At 62.0% G+C, this 20,589-nt stretch carries 15 protein-coding genes and 4 tRNA genes; all 19 read right to left on the bottom strand.

Annotated elements, in window-relative coordinates; translation table 11 throughout:
• Position 1: 1 nt before the first annotated feature.
• Entirely contained in the window at positions 2-1,237 is a 1,236-nt protein-coding gene (locus tag CRN80_RS19530) for a cytochrome c (protein ID WP_098950848.1), read from the bottom strand.
• A 2-nt stretch (positions 1,238-1,239) separates the two neighbouring features.
• A complete protein-coding gene (locus CRN80_RS19525) occupies positions 1,240-1,779 on the bottom strand; it encodes a (2Fe-2S)-binding protein (RefSeq protein ID WP_098950847.1) in 540 nt (179 codons plus the stop codon).
• Entirely contained in the window at positions 1,772-4,603 is a 2,832-nt protein-coding gene (locus CRN80_RS19520) for a xanthine dehydrogenase family protein molybdopterin-binding subunit (RefSeq protein ID WP_098950846.1), read from the bottom strand. Before CRN80_RS19520 ends, CRN80_RS19525 begins: the two co-directional genes overlap by 8 nt.
• Before the next feature lie 387 nt (positions 4,604-4,990).
• Positions 4,991-5,067 (bottom strand) — tRNA-Asp (locus tag CRN80_RS19515).
• Between the two features lie 105 nt (positions 5,068-5,172).
• Positions 5,173-5,249, bottom strand: a tRNA-Asp gene (locus CRN80_RS19510).
• Positions 5,250-5,354: 105 nt separating this feature from the next.
• Positions 5,355-5,431 (bottom strand) — tRNA-Asp (locus CRN80_RS19505).
• Between the two features lie 55 nt (positions 5,432-5,486).
• Positions 5,487-5,562: transfer RNA gene (locus CRN80_RS19500), tRNA-Val, on the bottom strand.
• 107 nt (positions 5,563-5,669) lie between these two features.
• Positions 5,670-6,434 (bottom strand): SDR family oxidoreductase, encoded by a 765-nt coding sequence (locus CRN80_RS19495; protein ID WP_003192533.1) that lies wholly within the window; start codon positions 6,432-6,434, stop codon positions 5,670-5,672.
• 11 nt (positions 6,435-6,445) lie between these two features.
• Entirely contained in the window at positions 6,446-7,657 is a 1,212-nt protein-coding gene (locus CRN80_RS19490) for an O-succinylhomoserine sulfhydrylase (protein WP_014719150.1), read from the bottom strand.
• Between the two features lie 65 nt (positions 7,658-7,722).
• Positions 7,723-9,228, bottom strand: coding sequence for an amidophosphoribosyltransferase (gene purF, locus CRN80_RS19485; protein ID WP_003192537.1), 1,506 nt, complete (start codon positions 9,226-9,228; stop codon positions 7,723-7,725).
• Between the two features lie 41 nt (positions 9,229-9,269).
• Complete coding sequence (locus tag CRN80_RS19480; RefSeq protein ID WP_003192538.1) at positions 9,270-9,827, bottom strand: CvpA family protein; 558 nt, start codon at positions 9,825-9,827, stop codon at positions 9,270-9,272.
• Positions 9,828-10,657: 830 nt separating this feature from the next.
• A complete protein-coding gene (locus CRN80_RS19465; protein ID WP_032896150.1) occupies positions 10,658-11,314 on the bottom strand; it encodes an SPOR domain-containing protein in 657 nt (218 codons plus the stop codon).
• The gene (folC, locus tag CRN80_RS19460) at positions 11,298-12,605 is read right to left on the bottom strand and encodes a bifunctional tetrahydrofolate synthase/dihydrofolate synthase (RefSeq protein WP_098950845.1); all 1,308 of its coding nucleotides are present in this window, start codon (positions 12,603-12,605) and stop codon (positions 11,298-11,300) included. The genes CRN80_RS19465 and folC overlap by 17 nt, the downstream gene beginning before the upstream one ends.
• Positions 12,602-13,522 carry an acetyl-CoA carboxylase, carboxyltransferase subunit beta gene (accD, locus tag CRN80_RS19455; protein WP_003192545.1) on the bottom strand — a complete coding sequence of 307 codons (921 nt, stop codon included), beginning with the start codon at positions 13,520-13,522 and terminating at the stop codon, positions 12,602-12,604. The genes folC and accD overlap by 4 nt, the downstream gene beginning before the upstream one ends.
• A 245-nt stretch (positions 13,523-13,767) precedes the next feature.
• Entirely contained in the window at positions 13,768-14,400 is a 633-nt protein-coding gene (locus CRN80_RS19450; protein WP_098950844.1) for a phosphoribosylanthranilate isomerase, read from the bottom strand.
• Between the two features lie 63 nt (positions 14,401-14,463).
• Complete coding sequence (gene truA / locus CRN80_RS19445) at positions 14,464-15,288, bottom strand: tRNA pseudouridine(38-40) synthase TruA (protein WP_003192549.1); 825 nt, start codon at positions 15,286-15,288, stop codon at positions 14,464-14,466.
• Between the two features lie 241 nt (positions 15,289-15,529).
• Entirely contained in the window at positions 15,530-18,058 is a 2,529-nt protein-coding gene (locus CRN80_RS19440) for a FimV/HubP family polar landmark protein (RefSeq protein ID WP_098950843.1), read from the bottom strand.
• A 161-nt stretch (positions 18,059-18,219) separates the two neighbouring features.
• Positions 18,220-19,230, bottom strand: coding sequence for an aspartate-semialdehyde dehydrogenase (locus CRN80_RS19435; protein ID WP_098950842.1), 1,011 nt, complete (start codon positions 19,228-19,230; stop codon positions 18,220-18,222).
• Positions 19,231-19,468: 238 nt separating this feature from the next.
• Positions 19,469-20,581: an aspartate-semialdehyde dehydrogenase gene (gene asd, locus CRN80_RS19430; RefSeq protein ID WP_003192554.1), complete on the bottom strand. Its 1,113-nt coding sequence runs from the start codon at positions 20,579-20,581 to the stop codon at positions 19,469-19,471.
• Positions 20,582-20,589 lie beyond the last annotated feature (8 nt).

Below are 20,589 nucleotides of genomic sequence, written 5' to 3'. Positions count from 1 at the left end.
GTCAGTGCGCCTTGTGCTCGATGGACGGCGCCTCGGCCTGCAGCTTCTGCACATCGCTCACCGCCAGCTCCGCCGATTGCCCGCCCCAACCTTGGCGCAGGTAATTGACCAGGTCGGTGAGTTGCTCCGAGCTGAGTTTTCCAGCGAAGCCCGGCATCGGTTGCATGTGCTCGAACCCGGAGAACTTCTGCTCGCCGATCCCGTCCTCGATCACCCGCACCAGGTTGCGCGGGTCTTCCAGACGCAGCGTGGTGTTGCCGCGCATCGCCACCGCGATGTGCGGCTTGCCTTCGCCACCTGCCGCATGGCAACCGGCACAGACGTTCAAGTATTCCTGACGACCGCGCTGGGCGCTCGGGCCAAGCTTGTCCACCGGCACTTCGACCAACGCCTTGGCTGCCGGCGATTTATCGCCGAGCAGGAAGGTCGCCATCGCAGCCAGATCCGCATCCCTCAGGCCCTGGGTGCTGTTGTGGAACACCGGGAACATCTCGTTGAACATCGTGCCTTGAGCGCTCATGCCGTGCTTGAGGAAGGTGCTCAGGTCCTGCTCATTCCAGCCGCGTGCGGCCAGGTCCGTGGCGAGCAGGCTGGGCGCCAGATAGCCATTGAGGATGCCGCCGGTCAGGCGTTTGTCCAGCTCCATCGCGCCGGGCAGGCCGCGTGGCGTATGGCATTCGCCGCAGTGGCCGAGCACTTCGACCATGTACTGGCCGCGCTTCCAGGCTTCGCTCTTGCCTTGGGCCGGTTCCAATTTCAGCGCTTTGCCGTACAGCACGTTCCAGCCCATCAGGCCCAGGCGCACGTTGAACGGAAAGCTCAGGCTCGTCACCGGCGCTGCGCGCTCGATCGGCTCGATGGTCTTGAGGTACGCATGAATCGCGTCCGAGTCTTCACGCGGCATCAGGTGGTAAGAGGTATAGGGCATCGCCGGATACAAGTACGCGCCGTCGCGACGCTTGCCTTCAGTCAACGCGGCGAAGAATTCGTCATCGTTGTACAAGCCAATGCCGTGCTCTTTGCTTGGCGTGATGTTGGTGCCGTAGATGGTGCCGAACGGCGAGACAATCGGCAGGCCGCCCGCAAACGGCGCGCCGCCCGGTGCCGTGTGGCACGCCATGCAGTCAGCGGCGCGGGCGAGGTATTCGCCGCGCTTGGCTTGATCATCAGCGTGGGCAAACAATACCGGCGCAGCCAGGCCGACCGTCAAGGCCAGGCGGGTCAGAAAAAGCTTCATGCTTAACCCTCCTTGACCAGGCCGAGATCGGTCAGCACGTTGCGGGTGGCGTTGTAATAACGCACGTACCCGGTACAACGGCAGACATGATGACCGAGGCTGTCCTCGATGACTTGTTCCAGCTTGCTGTGCACGGTCGGCTGGCGTTGCAGTTTCTCCACCAACACGGTGGCCGCATTGACGAAGCCCGGCGCGCAGTAGCTGCACTGAAAGGCGAACTCATCCACGAAGCGCTGCTGGATCGGGTTGAGCTCAGTGACCTGGCCCGACTCATCGCGCTGGGCGTGGCCTTCGATAGTGCGCACTTTTTTGCCTTCAAAGTAATGCGCGCCGGTGATGCAGGTGCGCACTTCTTCGCTGGTGCCGTCCGGGTTGTCGACGATCACCACGCAGGCGTGGCAAATGCCTTGGCCGCAGCCCAGCCGCGAGCCAGTGAGGTTTTTGTATTCGTGCAGGTAGTCGATCATCGGCAGGTCATCAGGGATGTCCACCGGGCCGACGGATTGACCATTGAGGGTCAGTTGAAGCGGACGGTTAGCCATTGAGGGCCTCCTTGATGCGGGCAGCCGTGATTGGCAGGTCGCGAACACGTTTACCGATGGCGTGCGCCACCGCATTACCAATGGCCCCGACAATCGGGATCATCACCACTTCAGCGATACCTTTGGACGGGTCGCTTGGCGACAGCGCCGGCAGAATCTCCGAGGTCTGTTTCCACACGGCAACGTGACGCGCCATTGGCAGGCGGTAGCGGTTGAAGTTCCAGTCACCCTCCCCCGGCCCGCCCTCGTACAGCGGCATTTCTTCCATCAAGGCGTGACCGATGCCCATGGCCACACCACCTTCGAGCTGGCCCTTGACCAACTCTTCAACCAGCACCCGCCCGCACTCGATCCACGAATGGTGATTGAGCACTTCGACCTGCGCCGAACCCTTGTTGACCTTCAACTCCACCAACGTGGCGACGGGGCTGTAGTACGTCACCGCAGCGTTGTTCAACTGGGTGGCGGGATAGCTGATGTTCTGGCGATCGAGCAGGTGGAAACCGGCCGTGCTCATCAGCGCCTGCTTGGCTTTCGGTGCGCCGTCGCCGTACTTCACCGCCAGACCGTCGAGCGGCAGGCGCTCGCGCACGCCGTCGATGCTGTATTCGGCTTCGGCCCAGCTCCAGCGGTTGAACCCGTGGACCGTGGCAGCGGTGACCAGGCCGCGCTCGTGCGCGCGCTTGGCCAGTTCTTCAAAGCTCAACGGCTGCATACCGTTGGCGGTGAGCTTGCCGTCCACCCAATGTGCGTCTTCGCGGCGTACCACATAGGGGTTGGCCTGGCCGCCGAACGGGCCCTGGCGCCAGATCTCCAGCGCTGCTGGCCACAGGCCGTGGTTGAACAGCACACGCGCCGCTTCACGGGTGGCATGGCTGAAGTAGTACGCCGAGTTGGTCGCCGAAGACGCCGACGCGAGCTTGCCCACCCAACGCGGGTTGCGCAGCAGGGTGTCCTGCTCGGCCTGGCTCATGGTGTAAGGGTTGCCGCCGGTGACCAGCTGCATTTCCTGCCACTCTGTTTCGCCAGTCTTCACTTCGTGGGCCGGGCTGCCGAGAAAATCGGCGACCACCAGCGATTGCGAAGTGGACATGCCGGTGCCGATTTCGATCCCGATATGACGCAGGCTGATACGACCGTCAGCGCTGAATTCGACACTGGCCATCGGCGCTTCGGAACCGGTGCCGAAGTCTTTCTGGCAGATGGCGAAACCAACGCCATACCAGTTATCCGGGTCTGCGGCTTCGCGTTGTTGCTTGATCGCGTCGCGGTTTTTCCACACCTCATGCACAGCGGCCTTGTCGAGAATTTCGTGCAGGCGCAACGCACCGGCAGGGATCGCGCCCTGGGTGTTCTTCATGCCCGAACGCAGTGCGTTCTTGCGCCGCAGCTCAATGGCATCCACACCGAGGCGACCGGCGATTTCGTCGACCATCATTTCGGTCGCCGCCATGCTTTGCAGGGTGCCGTAGCCACGCATCGAACCGGCTTCAACGCCACGGGAGTGGTACGCGGTGACTTGCAGGTCGTTCTGCGGCATGTAGTAGATCGACTGCGCCGCCGTGGCGCCGACCGCAGCCACCGATGGGCTGTAGTTGACCCGGCCACCGCCGTCGACGCTCATGTCGGCGAGGAAGATTTTGAAGCTGTGGTCGTTTTTGTCGACCGCCAACTGATAGCGGATATCGAACGCGTGGCGCTTGATGCCGCTCTGGAATTGCTCGTAACGGTCATTGGCCAGACGCACCGGCACACCAGCGCCATACAACGCAGCGAGGGCGGCGTAGTAGACAAAAATGTTGTGGTCTTTGGAACCGTAACCCACGGTGTAACCCGGGTGCATGTTCAGATGGGCCAGGCCGAAGCGCGACGGCGAGATCATCTTGGCGGTCTCGGTCGCCACTTCCAATGGGCACTGGGTGGCCACCACAAAGTGCAGGGTCTTGGTCGCCGGGTCGTACCAACCGTTGCCGTTGTCCGGCTCCATGGCGGCCGGTTCGATCGAGGGGGTTTTGTAGCGCTCGTCAAACACCAGCCAGTTGTCCGGCGGCGTGTTGATCTGGCTCTTCATCCGGTCGGCGTAAAACAACCCGCGCTCAGTCAGGTTGCCGTGCAGGTTGGGCTGGGAATTCCACACCGGGCGACGGTTTTTCAGCATCGGGAACAGGATCGAATCCTTGAGGCTGGCGAACTCGTCTTCGTCGGTCGAGGTCGGGCCTCCCACGCGCACGTAGCGGAAGCTGCCGTAGGGGTCACCTTCGTAATACGGCACTTTGGCACCGTAACGAATCGCCTTGTCATTGAACTTGAGCTTGTTCTTGGCCTGACGGAAACGCTCGAAGTCGTTCCAGATCAGGATCGCCACCGGGTGACCGATGAACATCGGCACTTTGCCCTCGGGCAGCAACGGGTCCGGCGCATGTTCTTCCGGGAAGACGATACCGTCCTTGTCCAAGTCGGCAGCGGTGACGATACGGTCCGGCTGCAGCTCGGCGCCAAGCCACGACAGGTCGTAGCCTGCGTAGATGTGGTCGGCCTTGATGGTTTTGAGCAACATGGCGTGGCCTTGCTGCTGGGGCCAGCCCGGCATGTCCTTGGATCGAATGTCGCGGGCAAACACCTTGCTGCCGCAGACTTTCGACAAGGCATCGTTACGCTGGCGCGCCTTGCCGTTATGGCCGAGCCACTTTTCAGACGGCACGGTCACGCTGTTTTCCATCAAGGCAGCCAGCGCCTGGGTGCTGAGCGGCGTGAGCGTGACACTCACACCCGCTACCAGCCCGCCCTGGAGGAACGAGCGCCGGGTTATTTCACGGTTGGACATGGATCATCCTCTGAGCGGTTATAAATCCGCCCTTATGGTTAAGTACACCGAATCTGGAGACTTGCAGAAGCCTTTCTCGACGAATCAAAAGGCCATGATGACAGTGCAAAGTTGACCGAAGGGTTAACTTTAAAGGTTTCTGCGCCTGCGGCAAATAACCACATTGAAATTTTTTGACACAAGAACGCAAAACGGCCGACAGAATCGAAAAGATCTGTCGGCCGCTTGCCGATAATGAGCGCTGGTGGTAGCGAAGAAGATGAGGTTTTTTTCAAACCCCAGACACAAAAAACCCCGGTCTTTCGACCAGGGTCTTTGCTATCGGATCAAGGTGAGCCAGTGGCTTTCCTTGTGCTTCAAGGCGTTCAGTGGGCCTTGAGGCAGATATGGCGCAGCGGACGGGACTCGAACCCGCGACCCCCGGCGTGACAGGCCGGTATTCTAACCGACTGAACTACCGCTGCGTATCGCTTGGCTGATTGAGCATGAACCCTCAACCACCTTTAAACATCTGACCGATCAGCCTTGGCTGTTCAATCTCAAGCCCGACGGATCGGACCTGGAAAATATGGCGCAGCGGACGGGACTCGAACCCGCGACCCCCGGCGTGACAGGCCGGTATTCTAACCGACTGAACTACCGCTGCGTATCGCTTGGCTGATTGAGCATGAACCCTCAACCACCTTTAAACATCTGACCGATCAGCCTTGGCTGTTCAATCTCAAGCCCGACGGATCGGACCTGGAAAATATGGCGCAGCGGACGGGACTCGAACCCGCGACCCCCGGCGTGACAGGCCGGTATTCTAACCGACTGAACTACCGCTGCGCGTCGGTGCAACCTTTAACGTTGCGTCTTGCCCTAAGGCAAAACTCTCAAGAAGTGGTGGGTGATGACGGGATCGAACCGCCGACCCTCTGCTTGTAAGGCAGATGCTCTCCCAGCTGAGCTAATCACCCTTTGCTTCGTTGAGGCCGCGAAATTTACGCAGGTAGCGGACCTAAGTCAATAGCCTGCTTGAAGTTTTTCTGAAAAAGACAAAATGACTTCAAGACGGCCACCGGCTCTACTCGCTGTAAATCATCTTCTTGCTCATGCCACCGTCCACCACGAACTCTTGCCCGGTGACGAACCCGGCCTGGCGTGATAGCAACCAGGCCACCATCGCCGCCACGTCCTCCACCGTCCCCACCCTGCCCGCCGGATGCTGGGCATGGTCGGCGTCGGTGAGCGGCTCTGCACGCCGCGCCGCCGGGTCACGTGCGTCGATCCAGCCAGGACTGACTGCATTGACCCGCACTTCAGGCCCCAGGCTCATGGCCAAGGCGTGGGTCAGGGCCAACAATCCGCCTTTGCTGGCCGCATAGGCTTCGGTGTCGGGCTCGGATTGACGCGCCCGGGTCGAGGCCAGATTGACGATGGCACCGCCATGGGCACGCAGGTAAGGCGCGCAGTGCTTGGCCAGTAGCATCGGCCCACTGAGGTTGACCGCCAGCACGCGATTCCAGTACGCCAGGTCGAGGCTTTCCAGGGTGATGTTGCGCGGGTCGGCCACCGCCGCATTGCACACCAACGCATCCAGGCGCCCGAACTGCCCCAGCACCTCGGCAACACCCTGGGCCACTTGCTTCTCGTCAGCCACGTCCATGGTGATAAACCAGGCATTGTCGCCCAGCACCTTGGACACCTTGGCACCGCGCTCGCGGTCCAGGTCGGTCAGCACCACCTGCCAGCCCTCACTGATCAGCCACGCGGCAATCCCGAGGCCAATGCCCCGCGCCGCACCCGTCACCAACGCCACGCGCCCGTTACTGGCCGCTGCGGCCTCCATGGACCACTCGATCACAAGGCCGCCAGCCCGCGGGCCAGGTCTGCCTGCAAGTCAGCAACGTCTTCCAGGCCCACCGCAATGCGGATCAGGCTGTCACGGATGCCGGCCGCTTCCCGCTCCTGGGGCGCCAGGCGGCCGTGGGAGGTGGTGCTCGGGTGGGTGATGGTGGTCTTGCTGTCACCCAGGTTGGCGGTGATGGAGATCAGGCGCGTCGCGTCGATAAAGCGCCAGGCGCCGTCTTTGCCACCCTTCACTTCAAAGCTCACCACCGCACCGAAACCGCGCTGCTGGCGCTGAGCCAAGGCGTGTTGCGGGTGGCTCTTGAGGCCGGCGTAATGCACCTTCTCGATACCGTCCTGCTGCTCCAGCCACTCGGCCAGGGCCTGGGCGTTGGCGCAATGGGCTTTCATGCGCAGGCTGAGGGTTTCCAGGCCTTTGAGGAAGATCCAGGCGTTGAACGGGCTCAGGGTCGGGCCGGCGGTGCGCAAAAAGCCCACCACTTCCTTCATCTGCTCGCTGCGACCGGCCACCACGCCGCCCATGCAACGGCCCTGGCCGTCGATGAACTTGGTTGCCGAGTGCACCACGATGTCCGCACCCAGCTTCAGCGGTTGCTGCAAGGCCGGGGTGCAGAAGCAGTTGTCCACCACCAGCATCGCGCCCTTGGCATGCGCGACTTCCGACAGCGCGGCGATATCCACCAGCTCAGCCAGCGGGTTGGACGGCGACTCGACGAACAACAGCTTGGTATTGGCCTTGATGGCCGCTTCCCAGCCGGACAGGTCCGCCAGGGGCACGTAGTCCACTTCAATACCGAAACGCTTGAAGTACTTCTCGAACAGGCTGATGGTCGAGCCAAACACGCTGCGCGATACCAGCACATGGTCGCCGGCGCTGCACAGGCTCATCACCACGGCCAGGATGGCCGCCATGCCGGTGGCGGTCGCCACGGCCTGCTCGGCACCTTCCAGGGCCGCGATGCGCTCTTCGAACGCGCGCACGGTCGGGTTGGTGTAGCGCGAATACACGTTGCCCGGCACTTCGCCGGCAAAGCGCGCAGCGGCGTCGGCGGCAGTACGGAACACGTAGCTGGAGGTGAAGAACATCGGGTCGCCGTGCTCACCTTCCGGGGTACGGTGCTGGCCGGCGCGCACAGCCAGGGTATCGAAAGCTACGCCATCGAGGTCGCTGTCCAACCGACCGGCATCCCATTCCTGACTCATGCTGCGACTCCTTATTCAATTCTTTATTTAAGATACAAAACCGGCCCCTCAGGGCCGGTGTTTACTCAGTTGTTATACAGATCGATGATCGCGCTGACCGCCTGGGTCTTGATCTTGGACGAGTCGTTGCGCGCCTGCTCGATCTTGTTCAGGTAGGCCTCGTCGACATCGCCAGTCACGTACTTGCCGTCGAACACGGCGCAGTCGAACTGCTCGATCTTGATCTTGCCACCGCCAACCGCTTCAATAAGGTCTGGCAGGTCCTGGTAGATCAGCCAGTCGGCGCCGATCAGGTCGGCCACGTCCTGGGTCGAACGGTTATGCGCGATCAGCTCATGGGCGCTCGGCATGTCGATACCGTACACGTTCGGGTAACGCACCGCAGGCGCGGCGGAACAGAAGTACACGTTCTTCGCCCCGGCTTCGCGGGCCATCTGGATGATCTGCTTGCAGGTGGTGCCACGCACGATGGAGTCATCCACCAGCATCACGTTCTTGCCGCGGAACTCAAGCTCAATGGCGTTGAGCTTCTGGCGTACCGACTTCTTGCGCGCCGCCTGGCCGGGCATGATGAAGGTACGGCCGATGTAGCGGTTCTTCACGAAGCCTTCGCGGAACTTGACGCCCAGATGGTTGGCCAACTCCAGCGCAGCGGTACGGCTGGTGTCCGGGATCGGGATGACCACGTCGATATCGTGCTCGGGGCGCTCGCGCAGGATCTTCTCGGCCAGCTTCTCGCCCATGCGCAGGCGCGCCTTGTAGACCGAGACGCCGTCGATGATCGAATCCGGACGCGCCAGGTAGACGTGTTCGAAGATGCATGGAGTGAGTTTCGGCGCTACGGCGCACTGACGGGTGTGCAGCTTGCCGTCTTCAGTGATGTAGACAGCCTCGCCCGGCGCCAGGTCGCGGATCAGGGTGAAGCCCAGCACGTCCAGGGACACGCTTTCGGAAGCGATCATGTACTCGACGCCTTCGTCGGTGTGACGCTGGCCGAACACGATCGGGCGAATGCCGTGGGGGTCGCGGAAACCAACGATGCCGTAACCGGTGATCATCGCCACCACCGCATAACCACCGACGCAACGGTTGTGCACGTCGATCACGGCAGCGAACACGTCTTCTTCGGTCGGCTGCAGCTTGCCGCGCTGAGCCAGCTCGTGAGCGAACACGTTGAGCAGCACTTCCGAATCGGAGCTGGTGTTGACGTGGCGCAGGTCAGATTCGTAGATCTCCTTGGCCAGTTGTTCAACGTTGGTCAGGTTACCGTTGTGCGCCAAGGTAATGCCGTAAGGCGAGTTGACGTAGAACGGTTGAGCTTCGGCCGAGGTCGAGCTACCGGCAGTCGGGTAACGCACATGGCCAATGCCCATGTGCCCGACGAGGCGCTGCATGTGACGCTGATGGAACACGTCACGCACCAGGCCATTGTCCTTGCGCAGGAATAACCGGCCGTCGTGGCTGGTCACAATACCGGCAGCGTCCTGGCCGCGGTGCTGGAGGACGGTTAGCGCGTCATACAGCGCCTGATTGACGTTCGACTTACCGACGATACCGACGATGCCACACATGCGACGCAACCCCTACTTAATGAATCTTGACTGAACACAACTTACTGAGGCGTTTTGGCCGGCAAGAGGTGTTCCTTGAACGGAAGATCAGCGGGTACGCTGATTCCGCTGGCCAGCCACTGACTGCTCCACCCCAATATGAGGTTCTTGGACCAGTCTGCAACCAATAGAAATTTTGGCACGAGTACCGACTCCTGCCACCACGAATCCTGCTGTACCGGCCCCAGGCTCAACAACCCGACCGCCACGACCACCAGCAGCGCGCCACGCGCAGCCCCGAAGGCCATGCCGAGAAATCGATCGGTCCCGGAGAGGCCGGTGACACGTATCAACTCGCCAATAAGATAATTAACCATTGCCCCCACCAGCAGCGTGGCGATGAACATGATGGCGCAGCCCGCGATGACGCGAGCCGAAGGTGTCTCTATGTACCCGGCCAGGTAGACCGACAGTGAACCACCGAACATCCAGGCTACGACTCCTGCGATGATCCAGGTCAGCAACGACAGTGCTTCTTTTACGAAGCCGCGGCTCAGACTGATCAAAGCGGAGATGGCGACGATTGCAACGATCGCCCAATCAACCCAGGTAAATGGCACAGTGCAGCCTACGTACGGATAAGGCGGCGCATTTTAGCAGAGCGCCGGGCTATCGGTAAGCGGTGATTGCGGGTGCTTTGCAAATCAATAGATTGTGACGGGGCGATCGTATTTCAACCCCGGCACAAACCCGTGTGGCAGCTGTATCTACATAGCTTAGGGCCGACGTTGAACCTGTGGCGAGGGAGCTTGCTCCCGTGACGAACTGACAGCTGACGCTGATCTAGCTGACGCACCCCGATCAAAATGTGGGAGCTGGCTTGCCTGCGATGGCGGCCTGACAGCCGACACCTATCCACCTGACACCCCACGATCCAACTGTGCGGGCTTGCTCGCGAAGGCGGCCTGGCAGGTAACACAGTTGGATTGTGTGTATATCCATTGCTTTGGTAACGGCCGCTTAGGGTTCCGCCCTGACGGCGGCTCACTTTTGAACAGCGCAAAAGTAAGCAAAACGCTCTTGCCCCACCACTCGGCACCTCGCTTAGGCTCGGTGTGCCCTCACTCCGGCTTGAATCCGTGGGCCGCCGCCACGCGCCATCCATGGCGCGGGGCGGCTAACCCGGCGTCCTGCCGGGTTACCCACGAATTCAAGCCTGCGTTCGGCCAGCGTGGTTTAACGGGGCGCCTGAGATCAAGATCAAAAGCAGATCAAGATCAAGAGCGGCTCGCTTCGCATCGTGGAGTGTGGGGGCGGGCGCGGTCGACTGTGGGAGCTGGCTTGCCTGCGAAGGTATCGACTCGGTGTACCTGAATCACCGAGTTGACTGGATCGCAGGCAGGCCAGCTCCCTCATTCAGGCCGTATTGCCAGCCAAAGCCAGCAGTGGTTCAGCCGCGCTCGGGCTGGAAACGCACCACAAAACCGTTGAGGTTCTGCTGGCGACCCAGCAAATCGCGCAGGCGATCTGCCTCGGCACGCTCGATCAGCGGCCCGACAAACACACGGTTCTTGCCGTCGGCGCTGCGGATATAAGCGTTATAGCCTTGGGCACGCAGCTTTTTCTGCAAGGCGTCGGCACTTTCGCGATTGGCCAGGCTGGCCAGCTGTATCGACCAACTGACCGGCAAGCCATTAGGGTCGATGCGGCTCTGGCCCACATCCGGCTTGCCCGGTGCCGCAGGCTGCGGCGCTACCGGCTTGGGCGCAGGCGCAGGTGCGGCCGGCTTGGCAGCAACGGCCGGTGCCGGGGTCGGTTTAACTACCGGGACACTTGGCTGCACCGGCATCGAAGGCGCCTCTTGCGCGGCCACCTCCTCATCGGTGGGCACAGGCTCTTGCGGCAACGCCTGGGGCTCAGGCACAACCACCGGCTCGATCTGAACCTGCGGCACCACCGGCGCCTGGGGCGCGGCGGGGGCTTCAACCACCACTTGGCGCTGTTCGTCCTGGCGGGAAAACAGCATCGGCAGAAAGATTACCGCCAACGCCACCAGCACCAGGGCCCCGACCATTCGCTGCTTGTATGCGCTATCCAGTAATGCCATGTGCAGCTTCCTCCGTGGAGCGCCGGGCCAGCCATTCAAGCGCCTCGGCAACACAATAAAATGATCCGAACAACAGGATTTCGTCCTCGGCTGTCGCTACTGCGCACTGCGCCTCCAGGGCGGCAGTGACGCTTGCATACGACGTCACCGGCGCGCCAAGGTTCTGCAAGGCCGTTTCCAACTCAACCGCAGGACGGCTGCGCGGCGTATCCAGCGGCGCAACGGCCCACGACTGGACATTGGCCAGCAGTGGCGCAACCACGCCGTCCAGGTCCTTGTCGACCAATAACCCGAACACCGCCAGGCGATTGCCCGCCAGTGGGGTACGCGCCAGACGCTGCGCCAGGTACTGCGCAGCATGGGGGTTATGGCCTACGTCCAACATCAGGCTCAGGCGCTTGCCTTGCCAGTCGAAGGTTCGGCGATCCAGGCGTCCCACCACTTTGGTTGCCAGCAGGGTCGCGGCGATCTGCGCGGCATCCCACGGCAGGTCCAGCAGCAAATAGGCTTGCAGCGCGAGCGCGGCATTTTCCATCGGCAGGTTCAGCAACGGCAAATCAAGCAGCTCTACCCGTTGGCCACGTGCATCCTGCCCACGCCATTGCCAATGGGTGTCGCCGATGTCCAAAGTGAATTCGCGACCGCGCAGGTAGAACGGGCAATTGAGCTCACGCGCCTTGTCGAGCAAGGGTTGCGGCGGGTCCAGGTCACCGCACAGCGCCGGACGGCCCTGGCGGAAGATCCCGGCCTTTTCAAAAGACACCGATTCACGGGTATTGCCCAGGTAGTCAGCATGATCGACACCAATGCTGGTCACCAGGGCCAGGTCGGCATCCACCACGTTGACCGTATCCAGGCGCCCGCCGAGGCCGACTTCCAGCACGACCACATCCAGTTGCGCACGCTCGAACAGCCAGAACGCCGCCAGGGTGCCCATCTCGAAATAGGTCAGGGAAGTGTCGCCACGCCCGGCCTCCAGCGCAGCAAAGGCTTCGCACAGCTGGGCATCAGTGGCTTCTACGCCATTGAGTTGCACCCGCTCGTTGTAGCGCAGCAGGTGCGGCGAGCTGTACACGCCGACTTTGAGGCCCTGGGCCTGCAACAGCGCGGCGACAAAGGCACAGGTGGAGCCTTTGCCGTTGGTGCCGGTGACCGTGATCACACGCGGTGCCGGCCGGCCCAACCCGAGGCGGGCCGCTACCTGTTGCGAGCGCTCCAGGCCCATGTCGATGGCGGACGGATGCAACTGCTCAAGGTAGGCGAGCCATTCGCCCAGGGTTCGTTGGGTCATAGGTTTGCAGGCACCGGCGGCACGACGATCGGCTCGACCTTAGGCGCAATGTACACAGGCGTCGGCAGGCCCATCATTTGCGCAAGCAGGCTGCCCAGGCGCGGGCGCAGTTCGCCACGCGGGATGATCAGGTCGATCGCACCGTGCTCCAGCAGGAACTCGCTGCGCTGGAAGCCTTCCGGCAGTTTTTCCCGCACGGTCTGCTCGATCACACGTGGGCCAGCAAAGCCGATCAGCGCTTTTGGCTCGCCAACGATCACATCGCCCAACATTGCCAGGCTGGCGGATACGCCGCCGTAGACCGGGTCGGTCAGTACGGAGATAAACGGGATGCCTTCTTCACGCAGACGCGCCAGTACCGCCGAGGTCTTGGCCATTTGCATCAGGGAAATCAGGGCTTCCTGCATACGCGCACCACCGGAGGCGGCGAAGCAGATCATCGGGCAACGGTTTTCCAGGGCATAGTTGGCAGCGCGAACAAAGCGCTCACCGACGATGGCGCCCATGGAACCGCCCATGAAGGAGAATTCGAAGGCCGAGACCACCACTGGCATGCCCAGCAGTTTGCCGCTGACCGAAATCAGGGCGTCTTTCTCGCCAGTCTGCTTCTGCGCGCCGACCAGACGGTCCTTGTACTTCTTGCTGTCGCGGAACTTGAGACGGTCAACCGGCTCCAGGTCGGCGCCCAGCTCATTACGGCCGTCGGCATCCAGGAAGATGTCGATACGGGCGCGTGCGCCAATACGCATGTGGTGGTTGCACTTGGGGCAAACGTCCAGGGTCTTTTCCAGCTCCGGGCGATACAGCACCGCGTCGCAGGATGGGCATTTGTGCCACAGACCTTCAGGAACCGAGCTTTTCTTCACCTCGGAACGCATGATCGAAGGGATCAGTTTGTCTACTAACCAGTTGCTCATGCTTTCTTTTCTCCAGTACCGGTGGCTTGAACACAGCCCCGCGTATGCCCTTGAGCTAAATTCATATGTGGCGATGACACAGGCGGGACGGGGTCAGACGTTGGACCTGCCATTTCCCGCTCGTATCCTCAGCCTTCCAGACAACCTGCCAGCGCAGGGTTGCCACTTCGTTTCCGGGCCACCCACAGGCGGCGCCGGGCTGTTTTACACAGTGGTAGTTATGGACGGCGGCAGACTGCCAGCCGTCACATCCCACCCCTGCTGTCGCGCACGGCCTGCATGAACGCGCGAATCTTGCTCGGGTCCTTGACCCCCTTGCCCTGCTCCACCCCACCGCTGACGTCCACGGCATACGGCCGGACCTGTTCGATGGCCGCCTGGACATTCCCCGGGGTGAGCCCACCCGCGAGAATAACCGGCTTGCTCAAACCCTCGGGAATCAGCGACCAGTCGAACGCCTCGCCCGTACCACCGGGTACACCTTCGACGTAGGTGTCCAGCAGAATCCCGCGAGCGCCGGTATAGGCGGCGCAGGCTGCGGCAATATCGTCCCCGGCCTTGACCCGCAACGCCTTGATGTACGGGCGCTGATAGCTTTCGCATTCCTCAGGCGACTCGTCGCCGTGAAACTGCAGCATATCCAGCGGCACCGCATCCAGGGTTTCGTTGAGCTCACAGCGGCTGGCGTTGACGAACAACCCTACGGTGGTCACGAAGGGCGGCAACGCAGCGATAATCGCCCGCGCCTGCAGCACATTCACCGCCCGTGGGCTCTTGGCATAAAACACCAGGCCAATGGCATCCGCCCCCGCTTCGACTGCCGCCAGCGCGTCTTCTATGCGGGTAATCCCGCAAATTTTGCTGCGAACGGCTGACATGTCGTAGGAACCTCAGGGTTGGACCGAGAAAGTCCCGGATGGTAACAAAAGCTTTTCCGGGCGTCAGCCGCCAAGTTCGCTGAAACCGGTGAGGAAGTGCGGCCCGATAAAGCGTTCCGGCAGTTCGAACTCATCGCGGTACTCCACATCCACCAGGTAAAGACCGAACGGATGTGCCGTGACCCCGCCCGTGCGGCGGATGCGGCTTTCCAGCACTTCCTTGGCCCACTCCACCGGGCGCTCACCGGTGCCGATGGTCATCAGCACCCCAGCGATATTGCGCACCATATGATGCAGGAAGGCCCCGGCACGGATATCCAACACAATCATCTTGCCGTGGCGCGTCACCCGCAGGTGGTGGACTTCCTTGATCGGCGACTTGGCCTGGCACTGGCCGGCACGGAAGGCGCTGAAGTCATGCACCCCCACCAGATGCTGCGCGGCTTCGGCCATACGCTCGGCATCCAGCGGGCGGTGGTTCCAGGTGATTTCTTCATTGAGGTGCGCCGGGCGGATCTGATCGTTGTAGATCACGTAGCGGTAACGCCGGGCGATGGCCTTGAAACGCGCGTGGAAATGCGCCGGCATGACCTTGGCCCAGCTGACACTGACGTCATGGGGCAAATTGATATTAGCCCCCATCACCCACGCCTTCATCGAACGCTCGGCCTGGGTGTCGAAGTGCACCACTTGGCCACACGCGTGTACACCAGCGTCGGTACGCCCGGCGCACATCAGCGACACCGGCGAGTTGGCGACTTTGGACAGGGCGTTTTCCAGGGTTTCCTGCACCGTCAGCACCCCGGAGGCCTGACGCTGCCAGCCGCGATAGCGCGAGCCTTTGTATTCCACGCCCAGGGCGATGCGGTAAAAGCCTGCGGCCGCCATTTCGGCAGCCGCGTTATCTATATTTGCCAAGAACTGTGAGCCTGATGAGTTGCGCAAAGGCGGGCATTATAGGGCGTCAGGGTGCATGAGAGGGGGCTTTAATCTGGGGTTTTTGTGGCGAGGGAGCTTGCTCCCGTCCGACAGCGCAGCTGGAGCCGGCTTTTCAGGGGCGCTGCGCACCCCAGCGGGAGCAAGCTCCCTCGCCACAACAAGCCCGCTCCCACATTTTCTGCGTCGGCCGTTAGATTCGGCCGAGCATTTCCTTGGCTTCGCTACGCTGACCCTCGTCGCCTTCGGTCAGCACTTCGGACAGGATGTCACGCGCGCCGTCAGGATCGCCCATGTCGATGTAGGCCTGGGCCAGGTCAAGCTTGGTGGCCACTTCATTGGTGCCCGAGAGGAAGTCGAAATCCGGCTCATCCTCAGCACCCAGCGCGGCATCTTCAGCCGTGAAGGAAGGCTCGATCGGCGGATGTTCCAGGCTCTGGGACAAGCGATCCAGCTCAGCGTTGACGTCGTCCAGCTCCGAAGCGAAGGCATCGGGCTTGGCCGCAGGCGCGCTCGGCTCGTCCGCCAGCGACAGGTCAAAATCTTCCGGCAGATCGAATTCGTCCAGCGCGGCCGGCGTCAGGGTCGGCGGCTCTACCGGCGGCACATCCTTGATCTGCCCTTCCAGGCCCGACAGGAAGTCGTCATCAGATTGCGACGCGGGCGGGTCCAACTGCAGATCCAGGTCAAAGTCCGACAGGTCCGGCGCATCGGCCTTGGGCTCGGTCTGTTGTTTGAGCAGCGATTCAAAGGTTTGCTGGTCTTGCGCGATCTCGGCCGGTGAGGCGGCTTCCAGGTCATCCAGGCTCAGGTCGAAATCGGTGTCGAAGGTATCTGCCTGCGGGGCCGGCTTGTCGTCGAGCAGGTCCTTGACGTATTGCGCATCCAGGGCCGCAGCAGCCACTGCGGCACTGACACCCGCCGCCAACACGGCCATGGCCGGGAAGCGCGCTTTGAGCTGCTCGACCTGGGCATGGTTCTCACCGTTGGCCACCAACTGGCGCTCCTGGGTGACGAACCCGTCCTTGTTGTTCTGCAGGCCATAGACTTCCATCAGCTTCAAACGCAGGTCGCTGCGCTTGGGCTCGCGCTTGATGGCTTGTTCAAGCACATCCGCCGCCTGGTTCAGGTGGCCACGGTCGATATGGGACTGGGCCTGGGCCAGGGCGTCGCTGGAATTTTCCTGAGCCACGGCAACCGCCAACGGCGCCAGCACGGAGGCGACCGTCGGTGCCACAACCGTCTCAACCACCGGTGCAGGCGCGGGAGCAGGCGGCGTTGCGGTGTCGAGCTTGACGCTCGGCGGCGGTACTTCAAGGCCCTCGAAGCTGTCAGGCGGCAGGTCTTGATCGATATTGGAAACGAACCCAGGCTCTTCGGCCAACGCCCGCGCCATGCGCAGGTGTTTTTCTTCTTCGCGACGAGCATTGCGATGGCGGGCCCACAGCAGCAGAAGCAGCAACACCACCAACAGGGCCGCACCACCAAGAATGCCGAGCACAATCGGGTTGGTCAGCAGGTCGTTGAACTTGCCTTCAGTGCTGGCCGGCGCGGCAGCTGGCTTAACCGGCTCAGGCGCTGGCGCGGGTGTTGCAGCGGGAGCCGCAGGCTCGGCTGCAGGTTCACCCGGTAACTGCGCGGGCATCGCGGCGGTCTGTGGCTCACCCGTTTGCGCCTGCAAACGAGCCAACTGGTCATTCTTCAGTTGGATCAGCTTTTGCAGCTTGTCCAACTGGCTTTGCAAGTCGGCGGCACGGCTTTTCAGTTCTTCGTTGTCGCGCCGCGTGGTGTCGAGCTCTTCCTGGGTCATCGCCAGCTTGTCGCTCAGGGCGCGGCTGTCACCGACGGTGCCCTTCGCGCCTTTTTTGGCGGCCTCTGCCGACACCAGGCTCAAGTTGTCCTTGGCCTGGGTGCTCGACGGCGCATTGCCGGCCTGGGTGCGTTTGGTCGCATCCAACTGCGGCTTGCCGGCCACTTGGCTCTGAGGGCCACGGCGGCCCTGGCGCCAGGCGGCGTTCTGCGCGCTCACTTCGGCAATCGCTTGCGGCTGCGCCAGGGCGGTGCTTTGCGTAGCGTCCGGCAGGCGCAGGACCTGGCCGGTTTTCAGGCGGTTGATGTTGCCGTCAAGAAAGGCATCCGGGTTAAGCGCCTGAATGGCCAGCATCGTTTGCTGGACCGAGGCGCCATTGCGGTTCTTGGCGGCAATTTCCCACAAGGTGTCGCGGGATGTGGTGGTGTGCTGGGCAGGCGTGCTGGCGGCAGGTGCAGTACTGGCCGGCGCGGTGCTGGCCGGCGCACTCGCCGTCGGGGCCGGCTGGTCGAACTTGGCCGGGTCGAGCAGCACGCTGTAGTCACGCATCAAACGGCCATTGGGCCATTGCACCTGCATGAGGAAGCGCACATAGGAATCGGGCAGCGGCTTGCTGGAGGTCACGCGCACCACGCTGCGACCTTCGGGGTTGATCACCGGGGTGAACGTCAGGTCATCGAGGAATGCCTGGCGATCGACACCCGCGTCCACGAAGGCCTGGGCCGACGCCAGGCTGGGCGTGATCTCGGACGCCGTGAGCCCGCCCACATCGCGCAATTCGATTTCCACCGACAGCGGCTGGTTCAACTTCGACTTGAGGGTCATCTCCCCAAGTTGCAGCGCCTGCGCCATACCGGAGGACAGCGCCGAGGCGGCCGCTATTGCTAACACCAGTTTGCGAACTTGAACCATAGCCTCATCCTTTGTTTGAACGCTTCCCGCCCTGCGAGAAGGTTGGTAACCGCTGCCATTAGGCATGGCGAGCCGATAGGTCACCGACGCGCTTGTGTTTCACTTGGGACCAAGCATAGCGCCTGGTTAGAATCAATCTACAAATTGCCGCCAAGTATCTTTTACACAAGGCCTTTTATCAACAACTGCGCCAGCTCCACGGCGTTCAGGGCCGAGCCTTTGCGTACGTTATCTGACGTCAGCCAAAGATTTAGTTCCGCCGGGTCGTCGATACCGGCGCGAACTCGCCCTACGTACACCACGTCCTGGCCAACGGCATCGCCTACGGCCGTGGGGTAATCACCCTCCTCCACCAGCTCGATACCCGGCGCAGCCTCGAGGGCGCGGTTCACTGCGGCCAGGTCGACCGGCGCGGCCAGTTGCAGCGACACAGTCAGGCTATCGCCGAAAAACACCGGGGCTTGAACGCAGGTGGCGGAAATCTTTAGTAAAGGTGTTTCCAGCACGGCGCGCAGTTCGTGTACGAGACGTTTCTCCAGGGCGGTATGACCTTGGGCATCCGGCGTGCCGACTTGCGCCAGCAGGTTAAACGCCACTTGCCGATCGAAGAACGCCGGCTCCAAGGGGCGCACGTTCAACAGTTCGGCGGTCTGGCGCGCCAACTCGCTGACGGCCTCGCGGCCCTGGGCAGAAATCGCCAGGTTGGCGGTGACGCTGACGCGCTGGATGTCCACCACACCACGCAACGGCGCCAGCACCACCGCAAGGTAAGTGGCACAAGGGCTCGGGCTGCCGAGCTGAAAAGGTTTCTTCAACGCTTTCAGCACATGGGCGTTGGCCTGCGGCACCACTTGCGGCGCCTGCTCGGCGGGCAATGCGCCAGACAAATCGATCACCGCGCAGCCAGCGGCGGTGGCACGCGGGGCGAAGCTCAGGGTCACCGCTGGGCCTGCGGCGAAGAACGCCAACTGCACCTTGCTGAAGTCAAACGTGTCGACTTCTTTGACCCGCACGTTCTTGCCCCGAAACGGCACCGAAGCTCCCGCCGAGTTGCTACCCGCCAGCAGGTACAAGGTGCCCACCGGGAACTCCAGCTCTTCGAGAATCTGCACCAGGGTTTCGCCAACGGTACCGGTGGCGCCGATCACGGCGATTTCAAAGGTCTGGGTCATGGGATTGCCTCGGGCATTACGGGGGAGCGGCACTTTACCGGGTGGTGGCAAGTGAGGCAATTGGGCTGCTTTTTGCGGTGTGGTTGAGGGCCTCATCGCAGGCAAGCCAGCTCCCACATTTTGACCTGTGAATGTATTCAAGTGTGGGAGCTGGCTTGCCTGCGATAAGGGCTTCAAGGGCAACAAAAAAACCCGCGCCTGTCACCAGAACGCGGGTTTCTGTTATTGCCTCAAGCGATCAACGCTCCAGCAAAATCCGCAACATGCGACGCAACGGCTCAGCCGCGCCCCACAGCAGTTGGTCGCCGACGGTGAACGCGCCGAGGAACTGGCTGCCCATGTTCAGCTTGCGCAGACGGCCCACCGGTACATTCAGGGTGCCGGTAACCTTGGTCGGGCTCAGCTCCTGCATGCTGATATCACGGTTGTTCGGCACCAGCTTGACCCAAGGGTTGTGCTGGCTGATCAGCCCTTCGATATCGGCGATCGGCACGTCTTTGTTCAGCTTGATGGTCAGCGCCTGGCTGTGGCAACGCATGGCGCCAATGCGCACGCAGATACCATCCACCGGGATTGGGTTCTTGAAGCGACCCAGGATCTTGTTGGTTTCGGCCTGGGCCTTCCACTCTTCACGGCTCTGGCCGTTAGGCAGTTCCTTGTCGATCCACGGGATCAAGCTACCGGCCAATGGCACGCCGAAGTTCTCGGTCGGGTAAGCATCGCTGCGCATGGCCTCGGCCACACGGCGGTCGATGTCGAGGATCGCGCTGGCCGGGTCAGCCAGTTGATCGGCGACAGCGGCGTGGGTCGCGCCCATCTGCTTGATCAGTTCACGCATGTTCTGCGCGCCGGCACCGGAGGCCGCCTGATAGGTCATCGCGCTCATCCACTCCACCAGGCCCGCTTCGAACAGGCCGCCCAGGCCCATCAGCATCAGGCTGACGGTGCAGTTGCCGCCCACGTAGTTCTTGGTACCGGCGTCCAGTTGCTGGTCGATGACCTTGCGGTTGACCGGGTCGAGGATGATCACCGCGTCGTCCTGCATGCGCAGGCTCGAAGCGGCGTCGATCCAGTAACCCTGCCAGCCGGCTTCGCGCAGCTTGGGGAAGACTTCGCTGGTGTAGTCGCCACCCTGGCAGGTCAGGATCACGTCGAGGCTCTTCAACTCTTCAATGCTGTAGGCATCCTTGAGCGGGGCAATATCCTTGCCCACGGACGGCCCTTGGCCACCTACGTTCGAAGTGGTGAAAAACACCGGCTCAATAAGATCGAAATCCTGCTCTTCCAGCATCCGCTGCATGAGCACGGAACCGACCATACCGCGCCAACCGATCAGACCTACACGTTTCATCGCAACTA

The sequence above is a fragment of the Pseudomonas sp. FDAARGOS_380 genome (genome assembly GCF_002591235.1).
Taxonomy (GTDB): domain Bacteria; phylum Pseudomonadota; class Gammaproteobacteria; order Pseudomonadales; family Pseudomonadaceae; genus Aquipseudomonas; species Aquipseudomonas salmasensis.
The sequence above is the reverse complement of the archived record's forward strand: the minus strand, read 5'-3'. Positions and strand labels throughout refer to the sequence as shown.